Below are 19892 nucleotides of genomic sequence, written 5' to 3' on the forward strand. Positions count from 1 at the left end.
CACTCTGACATGGATAACGGCATGACCCGGCTGCCCTTACTCCGTGACGGGCACGTTTCAAGGCGACACTCCTGGGTGATCTTCCATGACCCGCTTCTCATCAGGCTTCCACCAATCCCTGACTCGCTGTGGCGGCTGCAGCCATGTACTCGTCCCAGTCATCGCTTTCCTTCGAAATCCCAGACGCTGCAATTTTGCAAACATCTTTCTATTAGTGCAGTATACCTTATGCCAACTGACAGAGTCAATGCTGGATAAAAGCGCGATAAGCCCCTGGCTTCTACAAGGAACGGACGCTCCCTCCGTCCGTTGCCGTCATTACATCAGAGTCAATGCATCAGAGCCAATGCATCAGGGCAAATGAACAGCTGAGCAACGGCGCGCGAAATTACAGCTGCGCTTTTAGATCGGTGATGCATGGGGACGCATCTCTTCCGCAGACGGATTCAATCCGGCCTGAAGCGGTCGAATGAAAACAAGCCAAAGCCTGCCTGGTCGTTCACACTCTCATGGAACTCACAGACGTCCTTACGTCGCCTGCTTCCGTTAGACGATCCTCGAATGTGAAGAGAACTCCCGATGCTTTCCCGGAGCCGGAGCGCAACCGATGCCAAATCGGCTCTCGCCTTCAAAAGTATCCCGGAAAACAAAAAAAAAAAGAAACCGTCTCGCCCGGTCAAGCCAGGAACAGACAGTTTCCCTCCTTATTCATTCACTGCATGCGGCTTGTCAAGCGGCGGCTTCTCCAGCGTGTCCCAGCCGTCTTCCTTAAGCATCTCGATCTGTGCTTCCAGGAGCGAACGGAAGCGAGTCCGGTAAATCGAAGCCTGCTTCTTCAGCTCTTCCATGTCCATCGCAATTTTTCGAGATTTCGCCAGCGCATCGTTAATGATGCGGTCTGCGTTCTTCTCCGCTTCTTTAATGATCAGCTGCGCTTCTTTCTTCGCGTTGTTCTTCACTTCGTCTGCCGTTTCCTGGGCGACAATGATCGTCTTGCTCAGCGTATCTTCAATTGTGGAGAAATGGTCCAGCTTCTCTTGAAGCGTTGCCACTTTCTCCTTCAGATCGTTGTTGTCGCGAATCAGCACCTCGAAATCCTTGATTACCTGATCCAGAAACTCGTTGACCTCGTCTTCATCGTAACCACGGAATCCGCGCGCGAATTCTTTATTGTGAATGTCCAATGGCGTAAGCGGCATTGGGGCACCTCCTGATCAAACTTGTTTTGGCTATGTTCTACCATTCGACAGGGTTAACTAAATTCCTGCAACCTTATACATATTTTCCGATTTTCACACGCATTCTGCCGCTTTTGGTCACGCCGTCAATCGACAGCACCTGGAACCGCCCGAAGCCCTTCAGCGAAACCACGTCCCCTTCTCGAAGCTGCACAGAAGGATTCTCCTCCACCTTCCAATTGACCTTGCAGCGACCTGCCTTAATCGGCTGCAGCACCTTTGCCCGGCTGACGCGAACGACATCACTTACAATGCCGTCCAGCCGCAGGGAAGCGACGGACAGGCTAAGCTCCTCGAGCTTCGTATCCACAGGCGCCAGCTGCTCGAGCGGAATTCGGTCCGCGGTAACGCTCAGCCGATGAACCTGATTCAGGTGAATGCGGATATAATCCGCCATCTCTTCCGCACAGAGCAGATGACAGCGGTCCGCGTGAAGATGAATGTCGCCAAGCTTGTCCCGCTTGATACCGAGTCCAAGCACTGCCCCGAGCACATCGCCATGATCAAGCTGGTCAAATTGCGGCTCAGGCGAAGCAATCGCCATGAGCGCAATGCCGAAATCGTCCTGCGTCGGCTGACGATAATCCTGCGCGATCCATGCACGCTTGCGCTCCGCCCGCTCCGCTCCGCCGAAAAAATCGACCGCAACATCGACGTTGCGGTTCGCCAGCGCAAGCACAATTTGAATTTGCCGAGGGTCCAAAAAGTCCGTCCGGACCGTTTCATGCCGATCTCCGGCACGCTCCACCCACTCCTGTACACGATCTACAAAGTGGCGCTCGTCCGGGTGGAAGTGCTCGTAAATCGCATCGTTCGACTTGCTGCTCATAGGAACATGCTCAAAATAGCAAATACACCGTATTGGATAAAGAACAGGGCAAACAGCGCCACAATCGGGGAAATGTCAATCATGCCGCCGATCGGAGGAATAACCTTGCGAAAAGGCGCAAGGTAGGGCTCGACAAATCTGCCCAACAATTCGCCAATAAAGCTTTCTCTCGCACTTGGTATCCAGGACAGCAAGATATAGCCGATGATCATATAGCGGTATATCTGAAACAATGTGTCAACTAAACCATATATGGAACCCAAACTGCTATCACCTCGTATTTGTATGTTCTGTCTGGTCTGCCAGCATTTCTGTTATGGCACCGTGGATTTCAACGTTGTCCGGCGTACACAAGAAAATATTTGATCCCACCTTGGAAATAGAACCGCTCAAAGCATAAACCGTCCCGCTTAAAAAATCGACAATTCTCAGAGCGATATCCGGCCGAACGCGCTGCAAATTAACCACACAGGGCCGACGCGAACGCAAGTGATCCGCGATCTCCTGCGTTTCCTCGTAGGAACGGGGCTCGCTCAGGACCAGACGAATGTTTTTTTGTGAATGTATGCTTACCACATTCCCTTTATTCTTCCTCTGTTCCTGCGGATACTCGTCTATCTCCTCTTCCTCCACAATTCGTTCACGGCGTACAACCTCTTCCTCCTCAGCCAGCCCTAAAAAATTCATGAATTTGTTCATGACGCCCATCCTTTCCCCTCCTTTGCATCTGCGCGCCGATTCGCTAATCCCTCGGTCGCTCTCGTCGGCTATTCTCTGCCTACCAGTATGCTGCCCAACCGAATCCAAGTAGCCCCTTCCTCAATGGCTATCTCGAAATCATTGGACATGCCCATGGACAATTCAGTCAATGGCTCGCGGGTCGCCGCTCGTCCGTTCAGCTCGTCGCGCAGCTCCCGCAATCCGCGAAAGACCGGACGCGTCTCTTCCGGATTCGCTTCATAGGGAGCCATCGTCATCAATCCCACTACATCCAGGTTGCGAAGCGAAGCAATTTCCCGCATAAAGGGCTCAACCTCCTCCGGCTGCAGCCCGTACTTGCTCTCTTCTCCGGATACATTCACTTGAACAAAACATCGCACGGTCATGTCCCCGGCTTCCGCCCGCTTGTCCAATTCCTTGGCCAGCGAGAGGCGGTCCAATGAATGGATGTATGTAAATCGTCCGATGACTTCCTTCACTTTGTTCGTCTGCAGATGTCCGATAAAATGCCAGGTCCCTCTGTCGCCCAGCGCCTCCCACTTGTCTCTCGCATCCTGCCAGCGGTTTTCGCCAATATGTGCGAGACCGCAGTCCAACACTTGTCTGGCAGTTTCCAGCGACACATACTTCGTCACAGCGATGAGGTTCACATCCGCGCTACTGCGGCCGGATCTGGCACATGCCTGTTCGACAAGCCCGGAAACGTGTTCGACTCGATTTTGCAAATTCAACGCTAGTCTGCCACCTCTTCCTTCAAGCCGATCCAGCTCACCATGCGGCCAGTTTTGCCTTTTTCCTTGCGATGGGAGTAAAACAAGTCTGTGCGACAGCTGGTGCAGTATCGGCTTATTTCGATACTTGTCGGCTGAATTCCTGCTTTTATCATAATCTGTCGGTTGATTTCTTTCAAGTCGGCGACATAACGGCCGTCATTCCCGGCCTTTAATCCGACGCCAGGATTCTCCCATTCCATCTTGCTATCCGCCACAGCTGCCTCCCCTGCCAAGGCTGCAGCCAGCCGGGACGCCACTTCGCCGTCAATCTCGTAGCAACAGCCGCCGATGGACGGCCCAATCGCTGCATATAGCGACTCCGGCGCGCAGTCGAATTGATCCTGCAGGACGCGAATGGTTTCTTCTGCGATACGCAGCGCTGTGCCCTTCCAGCCCGCATGTGCCAGCGCTACTGTCCTGCTGGCAGGGTGAACGAAATAAAGGGGCACGCAGTCCGCATAAAAAGAAGCCAGCATGACGCCCGGCACATTGGTTACCAGCGCATCGGCATCCGGGATTGCGTCGGACCGGTCATTCCTGCCCTTGCCTCTGTCCCCGGCACGAACCAGATAAACGTTCGAGCCGTGAACCTGTTCCGCACATGTCCAGTCCTCGAATGCAAAGCCCGCTAGGGAAGCGATAATCCGGCGGTTGGTTCGGACATGTCCGGCATCGTCACCCACATGCAAGCCTCCATTCAAGCTGTCATAAGGGGCTTCGCTGACGCCTCCGATTCTCGTAGTAAATCCTGCGCGGATCTCCGGAAACTGTCTGCGCCAAGACTCTATCGTAAGCATGGCAGCAGCTTGTCCGTTCTCCATCCGGATAAAAGGCTCCATCTCCATCATTCGACTCCCTTCTTTCCCAGTGTATCATAGAAAGGGGCGTGGGGCACGGATCATAACGCAGGTCACTATTCCCTAGTTATGATCGCGTGGACACGGATCATCATATTGGTTCATGCTCCCTAGTTATGATCGCTTGGACTCGGATCATCATATTGGTCCGTGCTCCCTTATTATGATCACTTGGACTCGGATCATCATATTGGTCCGTGCTCCCTTATTATGATCGCGCCTCGTCCCCTCACTTATTGGTTCGTTTTGTAAGCCCGGTATACGTCCGTCCCTGTCTCATGCTCCTCCGGGTTTCTGTACATGCGCGAATCGTCGAGCTTGACGAGCACGACATCCATTCCGATTTTGACAATGCTGCGCCACGGAATCACAACCTCGCTCGCACTGCCAAAAAGCCCGAAAAATTTGCCGGTGCTCGGCACCACTATCGATTCGATCCGCCCTTGCCTCAAGTCGAGCTCCAAGTCGGATATTTGCCCCAGTTTTTTTCCGTCCACGATATTGATGACGTCCTTCGTCTGAAAATCAGATATTTTCATGCCGAATCACCACACGGTTAAAGTAAGTGCTACTCTTACTATATGTGCCCGCCCAGCAAAAGTGTCATGAAAATATCCTGCCTCAAGTATTCAAGCTCCGCAGTTAATCCCCGCACCTTGCCAGAGCCTAAGGAGCTGCCCCGTACAACTGAGCTTACTGGCGAATTTTGCCCCTGTTACGTTGCCATGTTCCCTCTGTAAGGATATGCGGTCAGTGAGAGTCGGTAACAGGCGATTAATGATACTCCTTCGCTAAATTAATAGTAGTTCTTTACCTTCTTTAGCGCGATCATCTCCGTTTTTCAGCGATTTATTACCCATTTACCAATAAGTATGAAGCACACTTCCACTAAGTATGGCAGTTAAGTAATAAATAAGCGGAATCCGTCCGAGAACAAGAGAAACTATGAGTTTCCTACCACAAATAAATGATATTGGGTAATAACCAGGCTCGCTCATTCCGGCAACGCGGGGAAATACGAATTCGAACGCCCCCTAAATAAAAAAACAACCAGACTTAGCCGCCTAAGTCTGGTTCGCTGTTCTTTCCCTGCATCAAGTTGTCGTTTTTACATGCTTCTGCATCTGATTGATTGCGGATTTTTCAAGTCTCGATACCTGCGCTTGCGAGATGCCGATCTCATCCGCTACCTCCATCTGCGTCTTGCCTTCAAAGAAGCGCATGGATAAAATCATCTTCTCCCGATTGCCCAGCTTGGTCATCGCTTCGCGCAGCGCTATCTCTTCAATCCAGCTAATATCCTTGTTTTTGTCGTCGCTAATCTGATCCATCACGTAGATCGGGTCGCCGCCGTCATGATAGATCGGCTCAAACAAGGAAACCGGGTCTTGAATGGCGTCCAATGCAAATACGACGTCCTCCTTAGGCACATTCAGCGCTTCGGATATTTCCAGAATCGTTGGTTCCCTGGAATGCTTGTTCGTCAAGTTGTCTCTTACCTGCAGCGCTTTATAAGCAATGTCGCGCAGCGAGCGCGATACGCGGATGGGGTTGTTGTCCCGCAGGTAACGGCGGATTTCACCGATAATCATCGGTACTGCATATGTAGAGAACCGCACGTTTTGGCTTAAATCAAAGTTGTCAATGGCTTTCATTAACCCAATGCACCCAACCTGGAACAGGTCGTCTACATATTCGCCCCTGTTGTTAAATCGCTGGATGACACTGAGGACGAGGCGCAGGTTGCCATTTACAAGTTTTTCTCGCGCTGCCGACTCATTGTGGGTCTGCAGGTCCACGAATAATTCACGCATCTCCGCATTCGTTAGCACCGGCAGCTTGGAAGTATCCACTCCGCAGATTTCGACTTTGTTTCGGGTCATTATGTGATTACCTCCCATGGAGAAACATTACTGTACAGTATCTCCTTGGGATGGTGTTTTATTCTTGCCGCATGGTCCCGGCCCAAGCTTGCAAAACCGCGTAGCCGCGGGCTTTTTTCACTTCTGCCTCGCTGCGGATGAAAACGCTGTCTGCCAAGCCGCACGCGGCCTGCAAGCACCTTCAGACCATTTTGTTAAATTCTTTTCGCAACCGCTTAATTATTCTTTTCTCCAACCGCGAAATATAGGATTGGGAAATGCCAAGCATATCAGCCACATCCTTCTGCGTCTTTTCCTCTCCGTCCTGCAAGCCGAAGCGCAGCTCCATAATCGTGCGTTCGCGCTCTGAAAGCTTATCCAGCGCCTTCAGCAGCAGCTTGCGGTCAACCTGCTCTTCAATATTGCGATAGATGATGTCATTTTCCGTCCCCAGTACGTCGGACAATAGAAGCTCATTGCCGTCCCAATCGATGTTCAGCGGCTCGTCAAACGAAACCTCTGTACGAATTTTGTTGTTGCGGCGCAAATACATGAGGATCTCATTCTCAATGCAGCGCGATGCGTAAGTAGCCAGCTTGATTTTCTTTTGCGGGTCGAATGTATTGACAGCCTTGATCAGACCGATAGCCCCGATGGATACCAAATCTTCGATATTGATGCCCGTGTTTTCAAATTTGCGTGCGATGTATACGACCAGCCGTAAATTTCGCTCGATCAACATGGCGCGAATGGCAGCGTCCCCAGATGGGAGCTTCTCCAGCAAATATTCTTCTTCTTCGCGACTGAGTGGAGGCGGAAGCGCTTCACTGCCGCCGATATAATAAATTTCTTCACTTTTCAGACCGAGCAAAAACAGCAGCCGGTAGTAAAAAAGTTGCATGACCAGTTTCCATTTCACATACATCGCTTCGAATAACCTCCTGCTATGATTTGCTTTGTCCGGCGCCTTGCATCGCAACTACGCCTGCTCGCCCTGAGGCCGGCTGATCCGCCTGCCGGGCCATATCCGGATGGATAATGGCATGGTAAGTGCCGTCGGAGCTGATTGCTTCTCCCTTCAGCCCAACCAGTGCCTTCGTTGTCGTCATCGGCACTGCGTCTTCAAGCACGACTGTCACGTGATCCGGCTTGATAGCCAGCATAAAACGGGTGCCCGCCTGAATCCCCCGGTAAGGAACAAAACGGATCCGAGACTGCAGCATCTGGCGGAACGCTTCATCCTCTTGGTTCTGGCACGGGCTCCCTGCATTCCCGGGCGGCGGCTCTTCTTCATCCAAGATGCTATCCGCCTTGCCGTTCCTTACGGCTTCGAGCCACGATGAGGGCAAAAGCCCCTGCCATAAATCGGCCTGCATGACCATGACCGGCGTTCTCGTCAACGGTTCGTACAGGCGATTTCCGGTGTCGATCAGACCTCTGCAGCGGATCGTCCTTCCCCCGACACGCACTTCCACATCCGCTTGAAATTGCGAGATTCGTTCACTCTGACTCGCTGTTGCGACTACAGTGCGAAACAGCCAAATGCTAGCCGGAATGCCGAAAATAATGAGTGCGAGGCCAACCTGCAAAGTAAATTGCAAGCCGCCTGATTGGGCAAATGCCAAGCTGCGGAGTACCTCTACGGAATCCAGCAGCATATAGTGCACAGCAAATAAAGTGCCGGCTGCCGCAAAATGCACCACATAAAAAGCGGCCAAATTGCGTACATAATGCTGTAGGCTTCCAAATCCGAAGGCGATCCACACCATCATTAACGACACACAGGTTTTCACCAGAAAAGTGAACAGCACTTGAGCGCCCGGCATAAACAGCACCAAGACATAAGCCGCGCCTAGCGCTGATGCTGCCGCCATGCGCCACAGTTTCAGATGAACGCGGCGGGTCCATGCGGTCGCCTGAATCAGCGCCGCATCGATGACGAAGTTGCTCAGGAAAACGAGATCGATATAAACGGTCACGATCTCTTCCCCTTTCCTTGCTGCGGCGGCCGCGCCTCCACAGAGCACGCAAAAGCTCTCGGCAAGCATGGCCCGCAGCGGATTGAGGAGCTTGCCTTACATTGCTCCTGCTGTGATTCCCAGTATAGTTAATCCATATTCCAAAGTCTGTCTAAACTTGACTGTCGATCCGTTCTTTTTTTGTCGAGAAGCCATCCACAAAATTTGAAATCCTTCCGAAACCCGACCACTTGTCCACGCAAAAAAGAGGAGCCGTCGCGATAGTCGAACGCTTCGACAATCGGGACAGCTCCCCTTCTATTCTGGTTTATTGTTATGTTTTATTTTTATTCCGGGTTTTTCTTGCGATTGCGCAGGAACGTTGGGATATCCAACTGATCGTTCTGAAATTGCGTGCCAAAAGGCTTCAGATTACCGAGCTTCGATTCCGCATTTCCCGCGGAGGATGCCGGCCTGCGGGCAGGCTGGGACTCATCTCCCTTGCGATGCTCGAAACCAGTAGCGATCACGGTTACCTTGATCGCATCCTTCAGATCATCGTCGATAATCGCGCCGAAGATCATGTTTACTTCCGGATCAGCGGCAGCCGTTACCAGCTCAACCGCTTCGTTCACTTCGAACAGGCTCAGGTTGGAGCCGCCTGTAATATTCATGATGACCCCGCGTGCGCCGTCGATTGATGTTTCCAACAGCGGACTCATAATCGCTTTCTTCGCAGCCTCCGCAGCGCGATTCTCGCCCGTGCTTTCGCCAATGCCCATCAGGGCGGAGCCCCGTTCGGACATGATCGTCTTCACATCAGCGAAGTCGAGGTTGATCAGTCCTGGAACGGCGATCAGGTCAGAAATGCCCTGTACGGCCTGACGCAGTACGTTATCCGCTTCGCGGAACGCCTCCAGCATCGGTGTCTTCTTGTCGACGATTTCCAGCAAGCGGTCGTTCGGGATAATGATCAGCGTATCGACCTTCTCGCGCAGCGACTCAATGCCCTGCTCTGCCTGCGTCGCACGCTTGCGTCCCTCGAAGGAGAATGGACGGGTCACAACTCCGACCGTCAAAGCGCCAACCTCTCTCGCAACTTCGGCGATGACTGCCGCCGCACCTGTTCCAGTGCCGCCGCCCATGCCAGCAGTGACAAACACCATGTCCGAGCCCTGCAGCGCTTCAGCAATCAATTCTCTAGACTCTTCTGCCGCTTTCTTGCCAATCTCCGGATTGGCGCCAGCGCCCAAACCTCTTGTCAGCTTTTCGCCCAGCTGCAGCTTTGTACCCGCTTTGGCCATATTTAGCGCTTGCGCATCTGTGTTGACCGTTATAAATTCTACGCCCTTCAAACCAAAGTCGATCATCCGGTTAACTGCGTTACTGCCGCCGCCGCCGACGCCTATGACTTTTATTTGGGCAAGTTGGTTCGATTCTACGTCAAATTCTAACATAATAACCTGCTTCCCCCTTAGATAAACTCTTTAAACCAGTTCTTGAGTTTTTGGAAAAACCCTTGCTTTTCTGAGCTAGACGTCCCAATCTTATTGGCGACCGATTTTTTGCTGTACCTTGGCGAGGAACCCTTCGTGTACTTCGTTACATATTGAATTATGCCTACTCCGTTAATATAGGCCGGGTCTCTAACCCCGATAAAATCAGGCACAGCCACTCTCACAGGCGCTTGCAGCTCCTCTTGTCCTATCGTGACAACTCCGGGCATGGATACAGTACCGCCCGTCAGCACGTAGCCGCCGGCTAGATCTTTAACCCCGAGACGTTGAACTTCGTTATGAATCAAATGGAATATTTCTTGTACGCGGGGTTCGATGATATTCGCCAGATCGACCTGGGTGTACTCCTTGTCCGAATTGCTGCCGATTCGGCTCACTTTGAAGGTCTGTTCCGGATCAGCATCCGCCACAATCGCGCATCCGTATTTCAGCTTGATCTTCTCGGCAACGTCTGTCTGCGTGCGCAAGCCGATCGAAATATCGTTGGTGATAAATTCTCCGCCGATTGGCAGCGTAGAAGTTGCGGTCAAGTTACCTTGATCAAAAATGGAGATGGTTGTAGCACCGGCTCCGATATCGACAAGCACTGTACCCATAGTCCGCTCATCCTTGGAGAGTGCCAGCTGACTGGAAGCAAGCGAGTTCAGAATCAAGCCGGAAACGCCCAATCCGGCCTTCTCCACACAGCGTACCAGATTATGTACCGCAGTTTTTGCTCCCGTTACAATCGTGGCTTCTACTTCCAGGCGGACCCCTATCATGCCTCGCGGATCATGAATTTCTTCCAAACCGTCCACCACATACTGTTTCGGTACGACTCCAATGATTTCACGCTCAGGCGGCAAGGCAATGACTCTGGCTGCTTGCAGCACCCGCTCAATGTCCTCCTGGCCAATCTCCCGATTCTCATTAGAAACCGCCACGACACCGTGGCTGGATTGCAGCGCAATGTGGTTGCCGCTTATCCCCACATGCACTTCCGATATGGAAACGCCAACCATCCTTTCCGCGTGGTCGACTGCGCTACGTATGGACTGGACGGTCTGGTCTATGTCGACAATCGCGCCTTTGCGAATGCCTTCAGAATCAGCGGATCCAACTCCGATAATGTTCATCGCCCCGTTGTTGATCTCGCCGATAATTACTCTTACTTTGGACGAACCAATATCCAAACTGACTAAGATGTCGTTGCCGTTCAACCTGTGGCACCTCCCGTTTCAAACATCGATCAGGAACACATATATCAAATCTTCTAAAACATATTCCACACGCTTAATAGTTTCCCTCTTTTTTCTACAATCTTTTTCGATTATTGACAATTTACGCACGTTTGCAAGAGCATGAGAGAACCATGAACGTACGGGCTCATGCCATAAACACAATTCTATCAAAAAAACGGACGATTTAGTAGTCTCTTTTCAAAATGGATTGCATTTTGGTTCCAAAGATGCACATTCTCTATGGCTGCCCGCTTTCCTCGCCAGCTTCCAGCCCTGTTTCCAAAGCTTCCGAAGTGATCGCCTCCAGCATCGTGATTCTTGCTCTCTCCGTCCCCTTCGCCCTGAGCTCATGGACAACACCGGTCAAGAATGGGAGCTTCTCTTCCAGCTTTTCAATCGTCGTGATCACCTCATGGCCGCTCCGCGTATAGAGCAAAATCCGGTCAGGATATGAGTTGCTCGGGCTCGGCAATATTTCGGACACATCCAGCAGCGTCTCCACAGGAAGTGCCGCCAGAGCAGCAGTCAACTCTTTTTTGAGTTCCGGCTCCCCTTGCCAGCCGCTTAATACTGGCTTGTCCAAGTGAGCGGGACTGCTTTGAACCGTCAAATGCTCGATCGCATAGCCATTCGCCAGAATAGCCGCCCATTGTCCGTCTGAAAGCCGTTCATTGGCCACATGCGGATGCTCCTCGACAATGATTTCGATTTTGCCCGGGAATGTTTTTCTCACTTCTGCATCCGCTACAGCGTCCAGTTTTTTGATTCGCTGTGACATGTTGGCCGCGCTGACCGCGAGAAACTGGTCTCCCTCGGCCACTTCCGCCGCTTGGACAATGTCCGTTTCCGTCGTGAAGGACGTGCCGGAAATTTCAATGATGGTGATTTTGCTAAGGGAGGAATGAAAAAATAGCACAATGAATAAAATAATAAAAAAGAGAAATAGAACGACCAGCAATCGCTTGGATCCTTTGCTTCGCGACTTCTTCTCTCTCAGAATTGGGATATTCCTTTCCATTATATTCCCCCTTGCTCACCGGCATTGTCCGGCTCAGAATGGTCAGATCGAAAAGCGCCAGGCCGATGCTACCGGCACACGGCTTGTCTTTCGTTCGCGAGATCCGCAGCAGAAGCGACCGTTGTCATTAGGCCCATATAACGCCCGGACAACCCCTTCCGGAGAAACGCGAGCATTTCCCGGAAGGAGATAGGCGTCGAATGATTAAGAGGAATGCTTGACCGCGGGTGCCTCCACAAAGCGCTCGATGCTGGCGCCAAGATGCTGGAAGATGCGTTCTATTCTATCATAACCTCGGTCAATATGATGAATCTGCTCCACGACAGTCGTTCCTGTTGCTGCCAGTCCGGCAATGACCAATGCTGCGCCTGCGCGCAAATCGGTCGCCTCAACCGTTGCCCCATACAGCCTCCGTACGCCGCGGATGAACGCGGTATTCATGTCCACACGTATATCAGCACCCATACGCACCAATTCATCTACATGCTTGAATCTGCCTTCAAACACCGTTTCCTTCATCATGCTGAAACCGTCCGCTAAGGATAACAATACCATAATTTGCGCCTGCATATCGGTGGGAAAGGATGGATATGGCGCCGTGACAATTCGTTCAATCGCTTTCGGCCTTGCTGCATTGTTCACGGAAATGCTGCTTCCCTCCACCTGCAGACTCACGCCAGCTCTTCGCAATACATGGATGACCGCGTGAAGATGAGCAGGGTTCACATTTTCCAGTGTGACGCTGCCCTTGGTTGCTGCTGCGGCAACCAGCAAGGTGCCAGCTACAATCCGATCCGGGATGATGGGATAACGGCATGGCTTCAATGACTCAACGCCTTTGATTGTAATCGTGTCTGTTCCCGAGCCAAGCACATTTGCGCCCATCGCATTCAAATAATGCTGAAGATCCACAATTTCCGGTTCTCTGGCTGCATTGCGCAAGGTAGTGATCCCTTCCGCTGTTGCCGCAGCCATCATAATATTCTCCGTCGCTCCGACACTGGGAATATCCAGCATGATGTCCGCGCCTCTCAGACGATCCGCCTTGCAGACAATCGTATCGCCGTCCTCCGATATTTCCGCCCCCAGCGCTTCCAGCCCGCGCAGATGCAAATCGATCTTGCGCAATCCGATTGCACAGCCTCCCGGCTCATACACGCGAACCTGCCCAAATCGGGCGAGCAGCGGCCCCATCAAAAAAATAGACGAACGCATCTTGCTCATCAGATGCTCCGGGATGTGGAATTCCCTGGCGCCGTCCGTATTCAGCACCACTTTATCCTCGCGGAAGTCCGCATCGCAGCCCAGCGCCTCCAAGATTTGCAGCATGACTCGGATATCCAGGAGATTCGGAACATTCTCGATGACATGAATGCCTTTTGCCAAAATACTTGCAGCCAGAATGGGTAAAGCGGCGTTTTTCGCTCCGTCGATTCGAACGGTTCCCTCTAAAGGTTTCCCGCCTTCGATCACCAGTTTTTCCAATGTCTCACCTCCGAGTTAACGCTCACCCACGAACAACACCTCTGGAATCAATTCAACCTGCGCCTTTTCCTTCACGATGTGTTGAATGTTGCGGATCAGGGTGATCACGTCCTCTGCAGTGGCGTTCCCTGTATTTACGATGAAATTGGCGTGCTGAACCGAAACTTCCGCTCCCCCGACGCGCGTGCCTTTCAACCCTGCCTCCTCGATAAGCTTGGCGGCAAAGTGCTGTTCCGGATTGCGAAACACACTGCCGGCGCAAGCCATTTGGAGCGGCTGCGTTCGCAGTCGGCGGTCCTTGAAGGAAGCCATCGCGGCTGCGATTTCCTTGCGGTCTCCAGGCGCAAGCTTGAATACGGCCTCTGTCACGATGCCGGGGTGATCATGCAGTCGCGAATATCTGTACGCGAACTGAAAGTCTTCATTGTCCATCCTGACCAATTCCCCTTTTTCGGTTACCACTTCAGCGGACTGCAAAATGCGCGACACATCCGAACCGTGAGCTCCTGCGTTCATGTAAACGGCTCCTCCCACCGTTCCCGGAATACCGCCCGCGTATTCCAGCCCGGTCAGTCCCTGCTTGCCGGTCATCACCGATAGCTTGATAAATGAGTAGGCGCCTCCGACATAAACAAGATCCCCCTCATAACGCAGCTGTTCAAATGCCGGCCCGAGCTTGATCACGGCCCCTCTAATTCCTTTGTCGGATACGAGCAGATTGGAGCCGCGTCCCAGCAGCATCCAGGGCATCTTGTGCCTGTATAGAATGCGCATCGCCTCCATTAGCTCGGCTTTTCCGTCCGGCACGATCAGCACATCCGCGGGGCCGCCGATCTTCCAGGTCGTATAATCGGCCATCGGCTCATTTGCGAGCACTCGGCCGATGTGCGCCTCTTTAAGCTCGGTGATGCAAGCGTTCATGAAGGAACCTCCTTTGTAGAACCAAGGTTCTTACGGTTTTAATGGTCGCTGTTAATGAAGAACTCCCCGCAGGGAGTGCCTTCGGGTGACGAATGTTCGCCCTCCACTTCAGGCGTTCATTCGCACCGGGGCGACGAGTGATTGCTCATTTCACCCGTGGAAGAACGGATTGCCTGCGTTCGGCTCAGCCGTTCTATACGATCAGACTTTCCCGTACAGTCCCATTTCCTCTAACGGAAATATCGGTCGTTATTTGCCGATTTTCATCACTCATTTTATTCTAACGGAACTGGTAGCCGTTATTTTAGTGAAATGATGCTTGCTCACAAGCATTCTCGTCAAATTAGAGCGCCTAGTTCCGTTAGAATGCAAAATGGCTCCAAAACAGCTAATTAACGTCTCTTATTTCCGTTAAAGTACGGCCTGTTGGGAGTCTTCAACGATTAGTGGCTGAAAAGAGACTATGTCTCTACTTTCAACCGTTGGTGACGATTGTGCTGCCCTACACTCGGGCGCTCATTCGCACCGGGGTGACGAATGTTCGCCCTCCACTTCGGACGCTCATTCGCTCCGGGGCGACGAATGTGCCGCCCTACACTCGAGCGCTCATTCGCACCGGGGTGACGAATGTGCCGCCCTCCACTTCGAGCGCTCATTCGCACCGGGGCGACGAATGTTCGCCAGCAACCTTGGGCGCTCATTCGCACCGGATACACACAGTTTATGAACAAGAGGCGAGCGATGTGACAAAGGCCCAATGTTCCAAGGAGGACTTCCTCCCAAGGAACTCCGTAAAGTCGCCTTTATCGGGCGGGCTTTGCAGTGATCGCCAGCAAATGCTGATAAATCCGCTCCGCAGCGTCGGGCTGCCCGAATTTCTTCGCTTGGCCGGCCATATATTCACGCCGAATGGGATCTTCTATCAGCTTGCGGATTTGGTCGAATAAGCGCTCTCCAGTCAGCTCGCTTTCCAGGATCACTTCCGCTGCATCGCCCTGCTGCAAGCTTCGGGCATTCGCTTCCTGATGATTGTTGGTCACATAGGGCGACGGGATTTGGACCGACGGGATTCCCAGTGCGGTAATTTCCGCCATAAAGGAAGCGCCGGAGCGGGTAACGATCAGCGATGTCGCGGCCAAAATATCCGGCATGCGGTCCACATACGGCACAACTGTCAAGTTGTTCGGCTGCTCGCCAAGCTCCGCAATTCGCGCCGCGGTATTGTCATAATAGGCCTTGCCGGTTATAAACAAGAAATGAGTGCCCGGCAGCTCGCGTACGCGATCCGCCATTTCCGCCATGCAAGTGTTAATGGATCGGGCGCCTCCGCTGCCGCCAACGACTACAACCAATGGCGTGTCGCTATCCAGTCCGAGACTGCTTCTCCCCGCTGCAGGATCGGCGCCTGTGACCTCCGTGGCGCGAGGATTTCCGGTGTAAACGGCCTTCTTCGCCTTCGGAAACGCGCTTTCATTGCCGGGGAAGCTGACCGCCACCACTGTAGCCCTGGCGCTAAGAAAGCGATTCGTCAGGCCAGGCACGGCGTTTTGCTCGTGCAGCAGGGTCGGTATGCCGAGCTTGGCGGCGGCGTAGATTACCGGTCCGCACACGTAACCGCCGGTGCCGACCACCACATCTGGCTGAAACTCCCGAAGCAGCTTCTTGCTCCGGCCGACTGCTTGCCAAAACCGGATCACGGTCTTCAGGTTATCGAGGGACAGCTTCCGGCGAAAGCCCGAAATCTCCACCGATTCGAAGCGAAATCCTGCCTGCGGGACAATATCCTTCTCCAAGCCCCGATTTGAGCCTATGTATAAAAACTCGCAGGACGGCTTGCGCTGCAGGCAATGCCTGGCTATGGCCAGCGCGGGGTATATATGTCCGCCGGTGCCGCCGCCTGTCAAGACGATCCGCATGCTCGTATCACCTCGCGTATCGAGATATATTCAGAAGTAGACCCAAGGCAGTCAGCATTAATGTAAGCGAGGAGCCGCCCGCGCTGATTAGCGGCAGCGTGATGCCCGTAACCGGCATCATGCCGATAACGACGCCAATATTGATGACGACCTGCACGGCGACGATGGAGGTAATCCCTGCTGCCAGAAAGCTGCCGAATGTATCCGGTGCTGTCAGCGCCGTCCTGTACCCTCTCCATATCAGCAAAGTGAACAAGAGCAAGACCGTTGCACCGCCAAGAAAGCCTAATTCTTCTGCTATGATCGAAAAGATAAAATCCGTTTGCGGTTCAGGCAAGTAATTGTACTTCTGACGACTCATGCCGAGCCCGAGTCCAACAAGCTGGCCGGGTCCAATCGCATACAGGGATTGGATCGCCTGATAGCCCGCGCCGAGCGGGTCCTGCCAAGGATCGAGAAAAGCGGTAATCCGCTTCAGCCGATACGGGGCGGCTGCAATAAGAGCAACCATCCCGGCTAACCCGACAGCGCCCAGCCAGGCAATATGCGACAGGCGAGCCCCCGCAACGAAAATCACAAGCATGGAAGCACCGACCAGCACAGCTCCTGTTCCCAGATCAGGCTGGAGCATAATCAGGCCGAAAGCCGCTCCTACCAACGCCAAGGGAGGCAGAAGTCCCTGGGTAAATTGCGTAATCTTCCCCTGCTGCTCTGACAGCAGCTTCGCCAAAAACAAGATCATGGCTAGCTTCATAAATTCGGAAGGCTGAATGCCGAGCGAGCCAATGCCCAGCCAGCTGCGCGCGCCGCCGCGCACTACGCCGACTCCGGGCACCAGCACGATTACCAGCAAGGCAAAGCACGCAATCAGTCCGGCTTTGGAGAATTTCTTCCAAACCCAGTAATCTGTATTCATCGTAAAGTACATCGCAACCAAACCGAGTAAAGCGAAGATTAATTGGCGCTTCAAATAGTAAAACGAATCCCCGTAGTCATGAAACGCCGTTACCGCACTTGCGCTGTAAACCATCACTATGCCAATAGCCAGCAGCGCCAGCGTGGATAAGATCATGAGGAAATCTGGCGCGGTGCGACCTTTGCCCATGCTTGCGACACCCCTTCATCTTCAATTCGGGGCAGCCGCGCCTAAATTCGGAAAAGCAAGGCTTGGTTACCCCTCATTAAAGGGTATGCACCGCTTCCTTAAAAATGCGTCCACGCTCTTCATACGAGGGGAACATGTCCCAGCTCGCGCACGCCGGAGAAAGCAGCACGATATCTCCCTCTGAAGCCATACGATAAGCTTCCGCTACAGCCTGCTGCAGCGCTCCGGGAGCATCTTCCTTACCAGTATCGACGATTTTGATCTGGCGCAGTCCCGCTTTTTCCGCCACGCGCTTGATTTTATATCTTGTCTCGCCTAAGGCTACCACACCTTTGACCTTGCCGGCAAAGTAGGGCAGCAGCTCCATATAATCAGACCCCCTGTCCAGCCCCCCGGCAATCAGGACGACCGGCCGATCGAAAGCATCCAAGCCCTTGCCGGTGGCTGTCGGGTTGGTAGCCTTGGAATCATTGATGAATAGGATTTTATCCTTCTCCGCAACGACTTCGGTTCGATGCTCTACCCCGCGAAAATCCGACAGCCCTTCCGCGATGGTTGCCACGTCCACACCTGCGGCCAAACATACGGCCGTTGCCGCCAGCGCATTCTCCACATTGTGCGATCCCGGAATTCCCAGTGCGCTGACAGGCACTATTCGCTCCACAGCGCCTGAAGGATGGCGATGCACAATCACTGGACCGTCTTCCTCATCCTTCTGCACATAAACGCCTTGCTCCAAGGATTGCCGGCTGGAGAAAAGGAGCTTCCGGGCGCGGGTCTTGCCCGCCAGCAAACGGCAGAACGAATCGTCTGCATTCAGTACCGCGCAGTCGGTCTCTTCCATATTGACGATCAGCTTTGCCTTCGAGCCGCCATAATCCTCCATCGTGCCATGATAGTCCAGATGTGTCTCGTACAGATTCAGCACACAGGCAATGCGCGGCCGGAAGGCCGAGGTGCCCTTCAACTGAAAACTGCTCAGCTCCACGACAAGCCAACCGGCCTTCTTCGCCTCATCGCTGATTACGGCCTCGCATAGAGGCGTGCCGATATTGCCGGCAACCACAGGCGACAGCCCCGCCTTGCGGAGCACATGTCCGATCCAGGATGTCGTCGTGGTCTTGCCATTCGAGCCGGTAATGCCGATAATGGGCACCTCGCTCAGCTCATAGGCGACTTCCACTTCAGTCACAACAGGCACACCCAGCGTCATAGCCTGCCTGACAGGCTCCGCATGGTAAGGAATGCCCGGATTTTTAATGAGCAGCGCAGTGCTCGCCTTCACCAGGTTATCAGGATGCCCCCCGCAGATGACGCGGATGCCGAGCGCTTCCAGCGAGGCTGCTTCCGGGCTTTCCTCACGCGGCTTGCGGTCATTGACCACAACTTGAGCGCCCGCCTCGTGGAACAGCTTGGCAACAGCCTGTCCACTTCTCGCCAGACCGAGGATAATCACTTCCTTTCCCCGGTATTTGCTTGGATGTACGGTCATATCTTACAACCCCTCATGAAGAAATAGTCCTAAGCCGGCGAAGATCAAACCGACAATCCACAGCGTCAGGACGACGCGCCATTCCGTCCAGCCGCTTAATTCGAAATGATGGTGAATCGGACTCATTTTGAAAATGCGCTTGCCTCTCGTTTTGAAAGAAATCACCTGCAGGATGACAGACAGCATTTCGAGCACGAACACGCCGCCTATAACAATCAGCAAGATTTCTGTCTTCGTCAGTATCGCGACAGCAGCCAGCCCGCCGCCAATGCCCAGCGAGCCCGTATCGCCCATAAACACCTTGGCGGGATGCGCGTTAAATACCAGAAATCCCAACACGGCCCCAATCATCGCCGCACTGAAAAATCCGGCCTCATGCTCCGTGCCCACAAGCGCAATAACGGCGAAAGCGCCAAATGCGATCGCGCTCGTACCTGCCAACAGGCCGTCGAGACCGTCTGTGATGTTGACTGCATTCGTCGTAGCCAGAAACATCAGGATGACGAGCACATAATAGAACCACGATAGCGGGATAGATACATTCGTTCCGGGAATCGGCAAATCGGTCGAGTGGCCCATCTGATACAGCAGCACACATATGATAACCGATACGAGCAGCTGACCGAACAGCTTCTGTCTGGCGGTCAGTCCCAGGTTCCGCTTGAACACAATTTTTATATAATCATCCAAAAAACCAACGAGCCCGAACCCAAGCACGGCAATCATCAATACGTAAAATTTCAGGGAATAGTCGTCGGCAAACCGCAAGAAAGCCAGCGAAAGCGCCAGCAAAATAATCGTTCCGCCCATAGTGGGCGTACCTTTCTTCTTCTGATGTCCCTGCGGGCCATCTTCGCGGATATGCTGACCGAATTTCAGACGGCGCAAGAGCGGGATAAACAACGGTCCCAGAATGACCGCCAGCAAAAACGAAACGCCCATCGTAATCAATACCGCTGTCAATTCCATGCCGTCACCTCC

The 19892-nt window shown here is 53.1% G+C and carries 20 protein-coding genes and 1 other annotated feature (1 of these 21 cut by a window edge); of the genes, 1 reads left to right on the forward strand and 19 read right to left on the reverse strand.

Going from position 1 to position 19892, the window contains the following annotated elements:
- Window positions 1-171, reverse strand: a binding site (T-box leader) (it extends 111 nt beyond the left edge of the window).
- Window positions 172-704: 533 nt separating this feature from the next.
- The 15 genes from XYCOK13_RS03855 to murB form a co-directional block, all read right to left on the reverse strand.
- Window positions 705-1199: a DivIVA domain-containing protein gene (locus XYCOK13_RS03855; RefSeq protein WP_213410568.1), complete on the reverse strand. Its 495-nt coding sequence runs from the start codon at window positions 1197-1199 to the stop codon at window positions 705-707.
- Between the two features lie 73 nt (window positions 1200-1272).
- Window positions 1273-2067 (reverse strand): YlmH family RNA-binding protein, encoded by a 795-nt coding sequence (locus XYCOK13_RS03860; protein WP_213410569.1) that lies wholly within the window; start codon window positions 2065-2067, stop codon window positions 1273-1275.
- A complete protein-coding gene (locus XYCOK13_RS03865; protein WP_280520872.1) occupies window positions 2064-2330 on the reverse strand; it encodes a YggT family protein in 267 nt (88 codons plus the stop codon). The genes XYCOK13_RS03860 and XYCOK13_RS03865 overlap by 4 nt, the downstream gene beginning before the upstream one ends.
- Before the next feature lie 7 nt (window positions 2331-2337).
- The gene (locus XYCOK13_RS03870; protein WP_213410570.1) at window positions 2338-2775 is read right to left on the reverse strand and encodes a cell division protein SepF; all 438 of its coding nucleotides are present in this window, start codon (window positions 2773-2775) and stop codon (window positions 2338-2340) included.
- A 59-nt stretch (window positions 2776-2834) separates the two neighbouring features.
- Window positions 2835-3518, reverse strand: a complete 684-nt coding sequence (locus XYCOK13_RS03875; RefSeq protein ID WP_213410571.1) for a YggS family pyridoxal phosphate-dependent enzyme — start codon at window positions 3516-3518, stop codon at window positions 2835-2837.
- A gap of 2 nt (window positions 3519-3520) precedes the next feature.
- On the reverse strand, window positions 3521-4408 hold the full coding sequence (gene pgeF, locus XYCOK13_RS03880; protein WP_308443006.1) for a peptidoglycan editing factor PgeF: 888 nt from the start codon (window positions 4406-4408) through the stop codon (window positions 3521-3523).
- Window positions 4409-4650: 242 nt separating this feature from the next.
- Entirely contained in the window at window positions 4651-4956 is a 306-nt protein-coding gene (locus XYCOK13_RS03885) for a YlmC/YmxH family sporulation protein (RefSeq protein ID WP_213410572.1), read from the reverse strand.
- 555 nt (window positions 4957-5511) lie between these two features.
- Window positions 5512-6300, reverse strand: a complete 789-nt coding sequence (gene sigG / locus XYCOK13_RS03890; protein ID WP_213410573.1) for an RNA polymerase sporulation sigma factor SigG — start codon at window positions 6298-6300, stop codon at window positions 5512-5514.
- Between the two features lie 181 nt (window positions 6301-6481).
- Window positions 6482-7204, reverse strand: a complete 723-nt coding sequence (gene sigE, locus XYCOK13_RS03895; RefSeq protein WP_213410574.1) for an RNA polymerase sporulation sigma factor SigE — start codon at window positions 7202-7204, stop codon at window positions 6482-6484.
- A gap of 19 nt (window positions 7205-7223) precedes the next feature.
- Window positions 7224-8258 (reverse strand): sigma-E processing peptidase SpoIIGA, encoded by a 1035-nt coding sequence (gene spoIIGA / locus XYCOK13_RS03900; protein ID WP_213410575.1) that lies wholly within the window; start codon window positions 8256-8258, stop codon window positions 7224-7226.
- Window positions 8259-8584: 326 nt separating this feature from the next.
- A complete protein-coding gene (ftsZ, locus tag XYCOK13_RS03905) occupies window positions 8585-9694 on the reverse strand; it encodes a cell division protein FtsZ (RefSeq protein WP_213410576.1) in 1110 nt (369 codons plus the stop codon).
- Window positions 9695-9711: 17 nt separating this feature from the next.
- Window positions 9712-10953, reverse strand: coding sequence for a cell division protein FtsA (ftsA, locus tag XYCOK13_RS03910; protein WP_213410577.1), 1242 nt, complete (start codon window positions 10951-10953; stop codon window positions 9712-9714).
- Between the two features lie 259 nt (window positions 10954-11212).
- Window positions 11213-11992, reverse strand: coding sequence for a cell division protein FtsQ/DivIB (locus XYCOK13_RS03915; protein ID WP_213410578.1), 780 nt, complete (start codon window positions 11990-11992; stop codon window positions 11213-11215).
- A 204-nt stretch (window positions 11993-12196) separates the two neighbouring features.
- Window positions 12197-13477 carry a UDP-N-acetylglucosamine 1-carboxyvinyltransferase gene (murA, locus tag XYCOK13_RS03920; RefSeq protein ID WP_213410579.1) on the reverse strand — a complete coding sequence of 427 codons (1281 nt, stop codon included), beginning with the start codon at window positions 13475-13477 and terminating at the stop codon, window positions 12197-12199.
- A 15-nt stretch (window positions 13478-13492) separates the two neighbouring features.
- A complete protein-coding gene (gene murB, locus XYCOK13_RS03925; RefSeq protein WP_213410580.1) occupies window positions 13493-14398 on the reverse strand; it encodes a UDP-N-acetylmuramate dehydrogenase in 906 nt (301 codons plus the stop codon).
- An 85-nt stretch (window positions 14399-14483) separates the two neighbouring features.
- On the opposite strand from murB, the gene XYCOK13_RS03930 reads away from it, so the two are divergent.
- Window positions 14484-14714 carry a hypothetical protein gene (locus XYCOK13_RS03930; protein WP_213410581.1) on the forward strand — a complete coding sequence of 77 codons (231 nt, stop codon included), beginning with the start codon at window positions 14484-14486 and terminating at the stop codon, window positions 14712-14714.
- A 487-nt stretch (window positions 14715-15201) separates the two neighbouring features.
- On the opposite strand, the gene murG is transcribed toward XYCOK13_RS03930, so the two are convergent.
- The 4 genes from murG to mraY all read right to left on the reverse strand — a co-directional run bounded on the left by murG (window position 15202) and on the right by mraY (window position 19880).
- Entirely contained in the window at window positions 15202-16314 is a 1113-nt protein-coding gene (gene murG, locus XYCOK13_RS03935; protein WP_213410582.1) for an undecaprenyldiphospho-muramoylpentapeptide beta-N-acetylglucosaminyltransferase, read from the reverse strand.
- 7 nt (window positions 16315-16321) lie between these two features.
- Entirely contained in the window at window positions 16322-17419 is a 1098-nt protein-coding gene (spoVE, locus tag XYCOK13_RS03940; protein ID WP_213410583.1) for a stage V sporulation protein E, read from the reverse strand.
- 76 nt (window positions 17420-17495) lie between these two features.
- Window positions 17496-18911, reverse strand: a complete 1416-nt coding sequence (murD, locus tag XYCOK13_RS03945) for a UDP-N-acetylmuramoyl-L-alanine--D-glutamate ligase (protein ID WP_213410584.1) — start codon at window positions 18909-18911, stop codon at window positions 17496-17498.
- 3 nt (window positions 18912-18914) lie between these two features.
- A complete protein-coding gene (mraY, locus tag XYCOK13_RS03950) occupies window positions 18915-19880 on the reverse strand; it encodes a phospho-N-acetylmuramoyl-pentapeptide-transferase (protein ID WP_213410585.1) in 966 nt (321 codons plus the stop codon).
- Window positions 19881-19892 lie beyond the last annotated feature (12 nt).

The organism is Xylanibacillus composti (genome assembly GCF_018403685.1).
Classification (GTDB): domain Bacteria; phylum Bacillota; class Bacilli; order Paenibacillales; family K13; genus Xylanibacillus; species Xylanibacillus composti.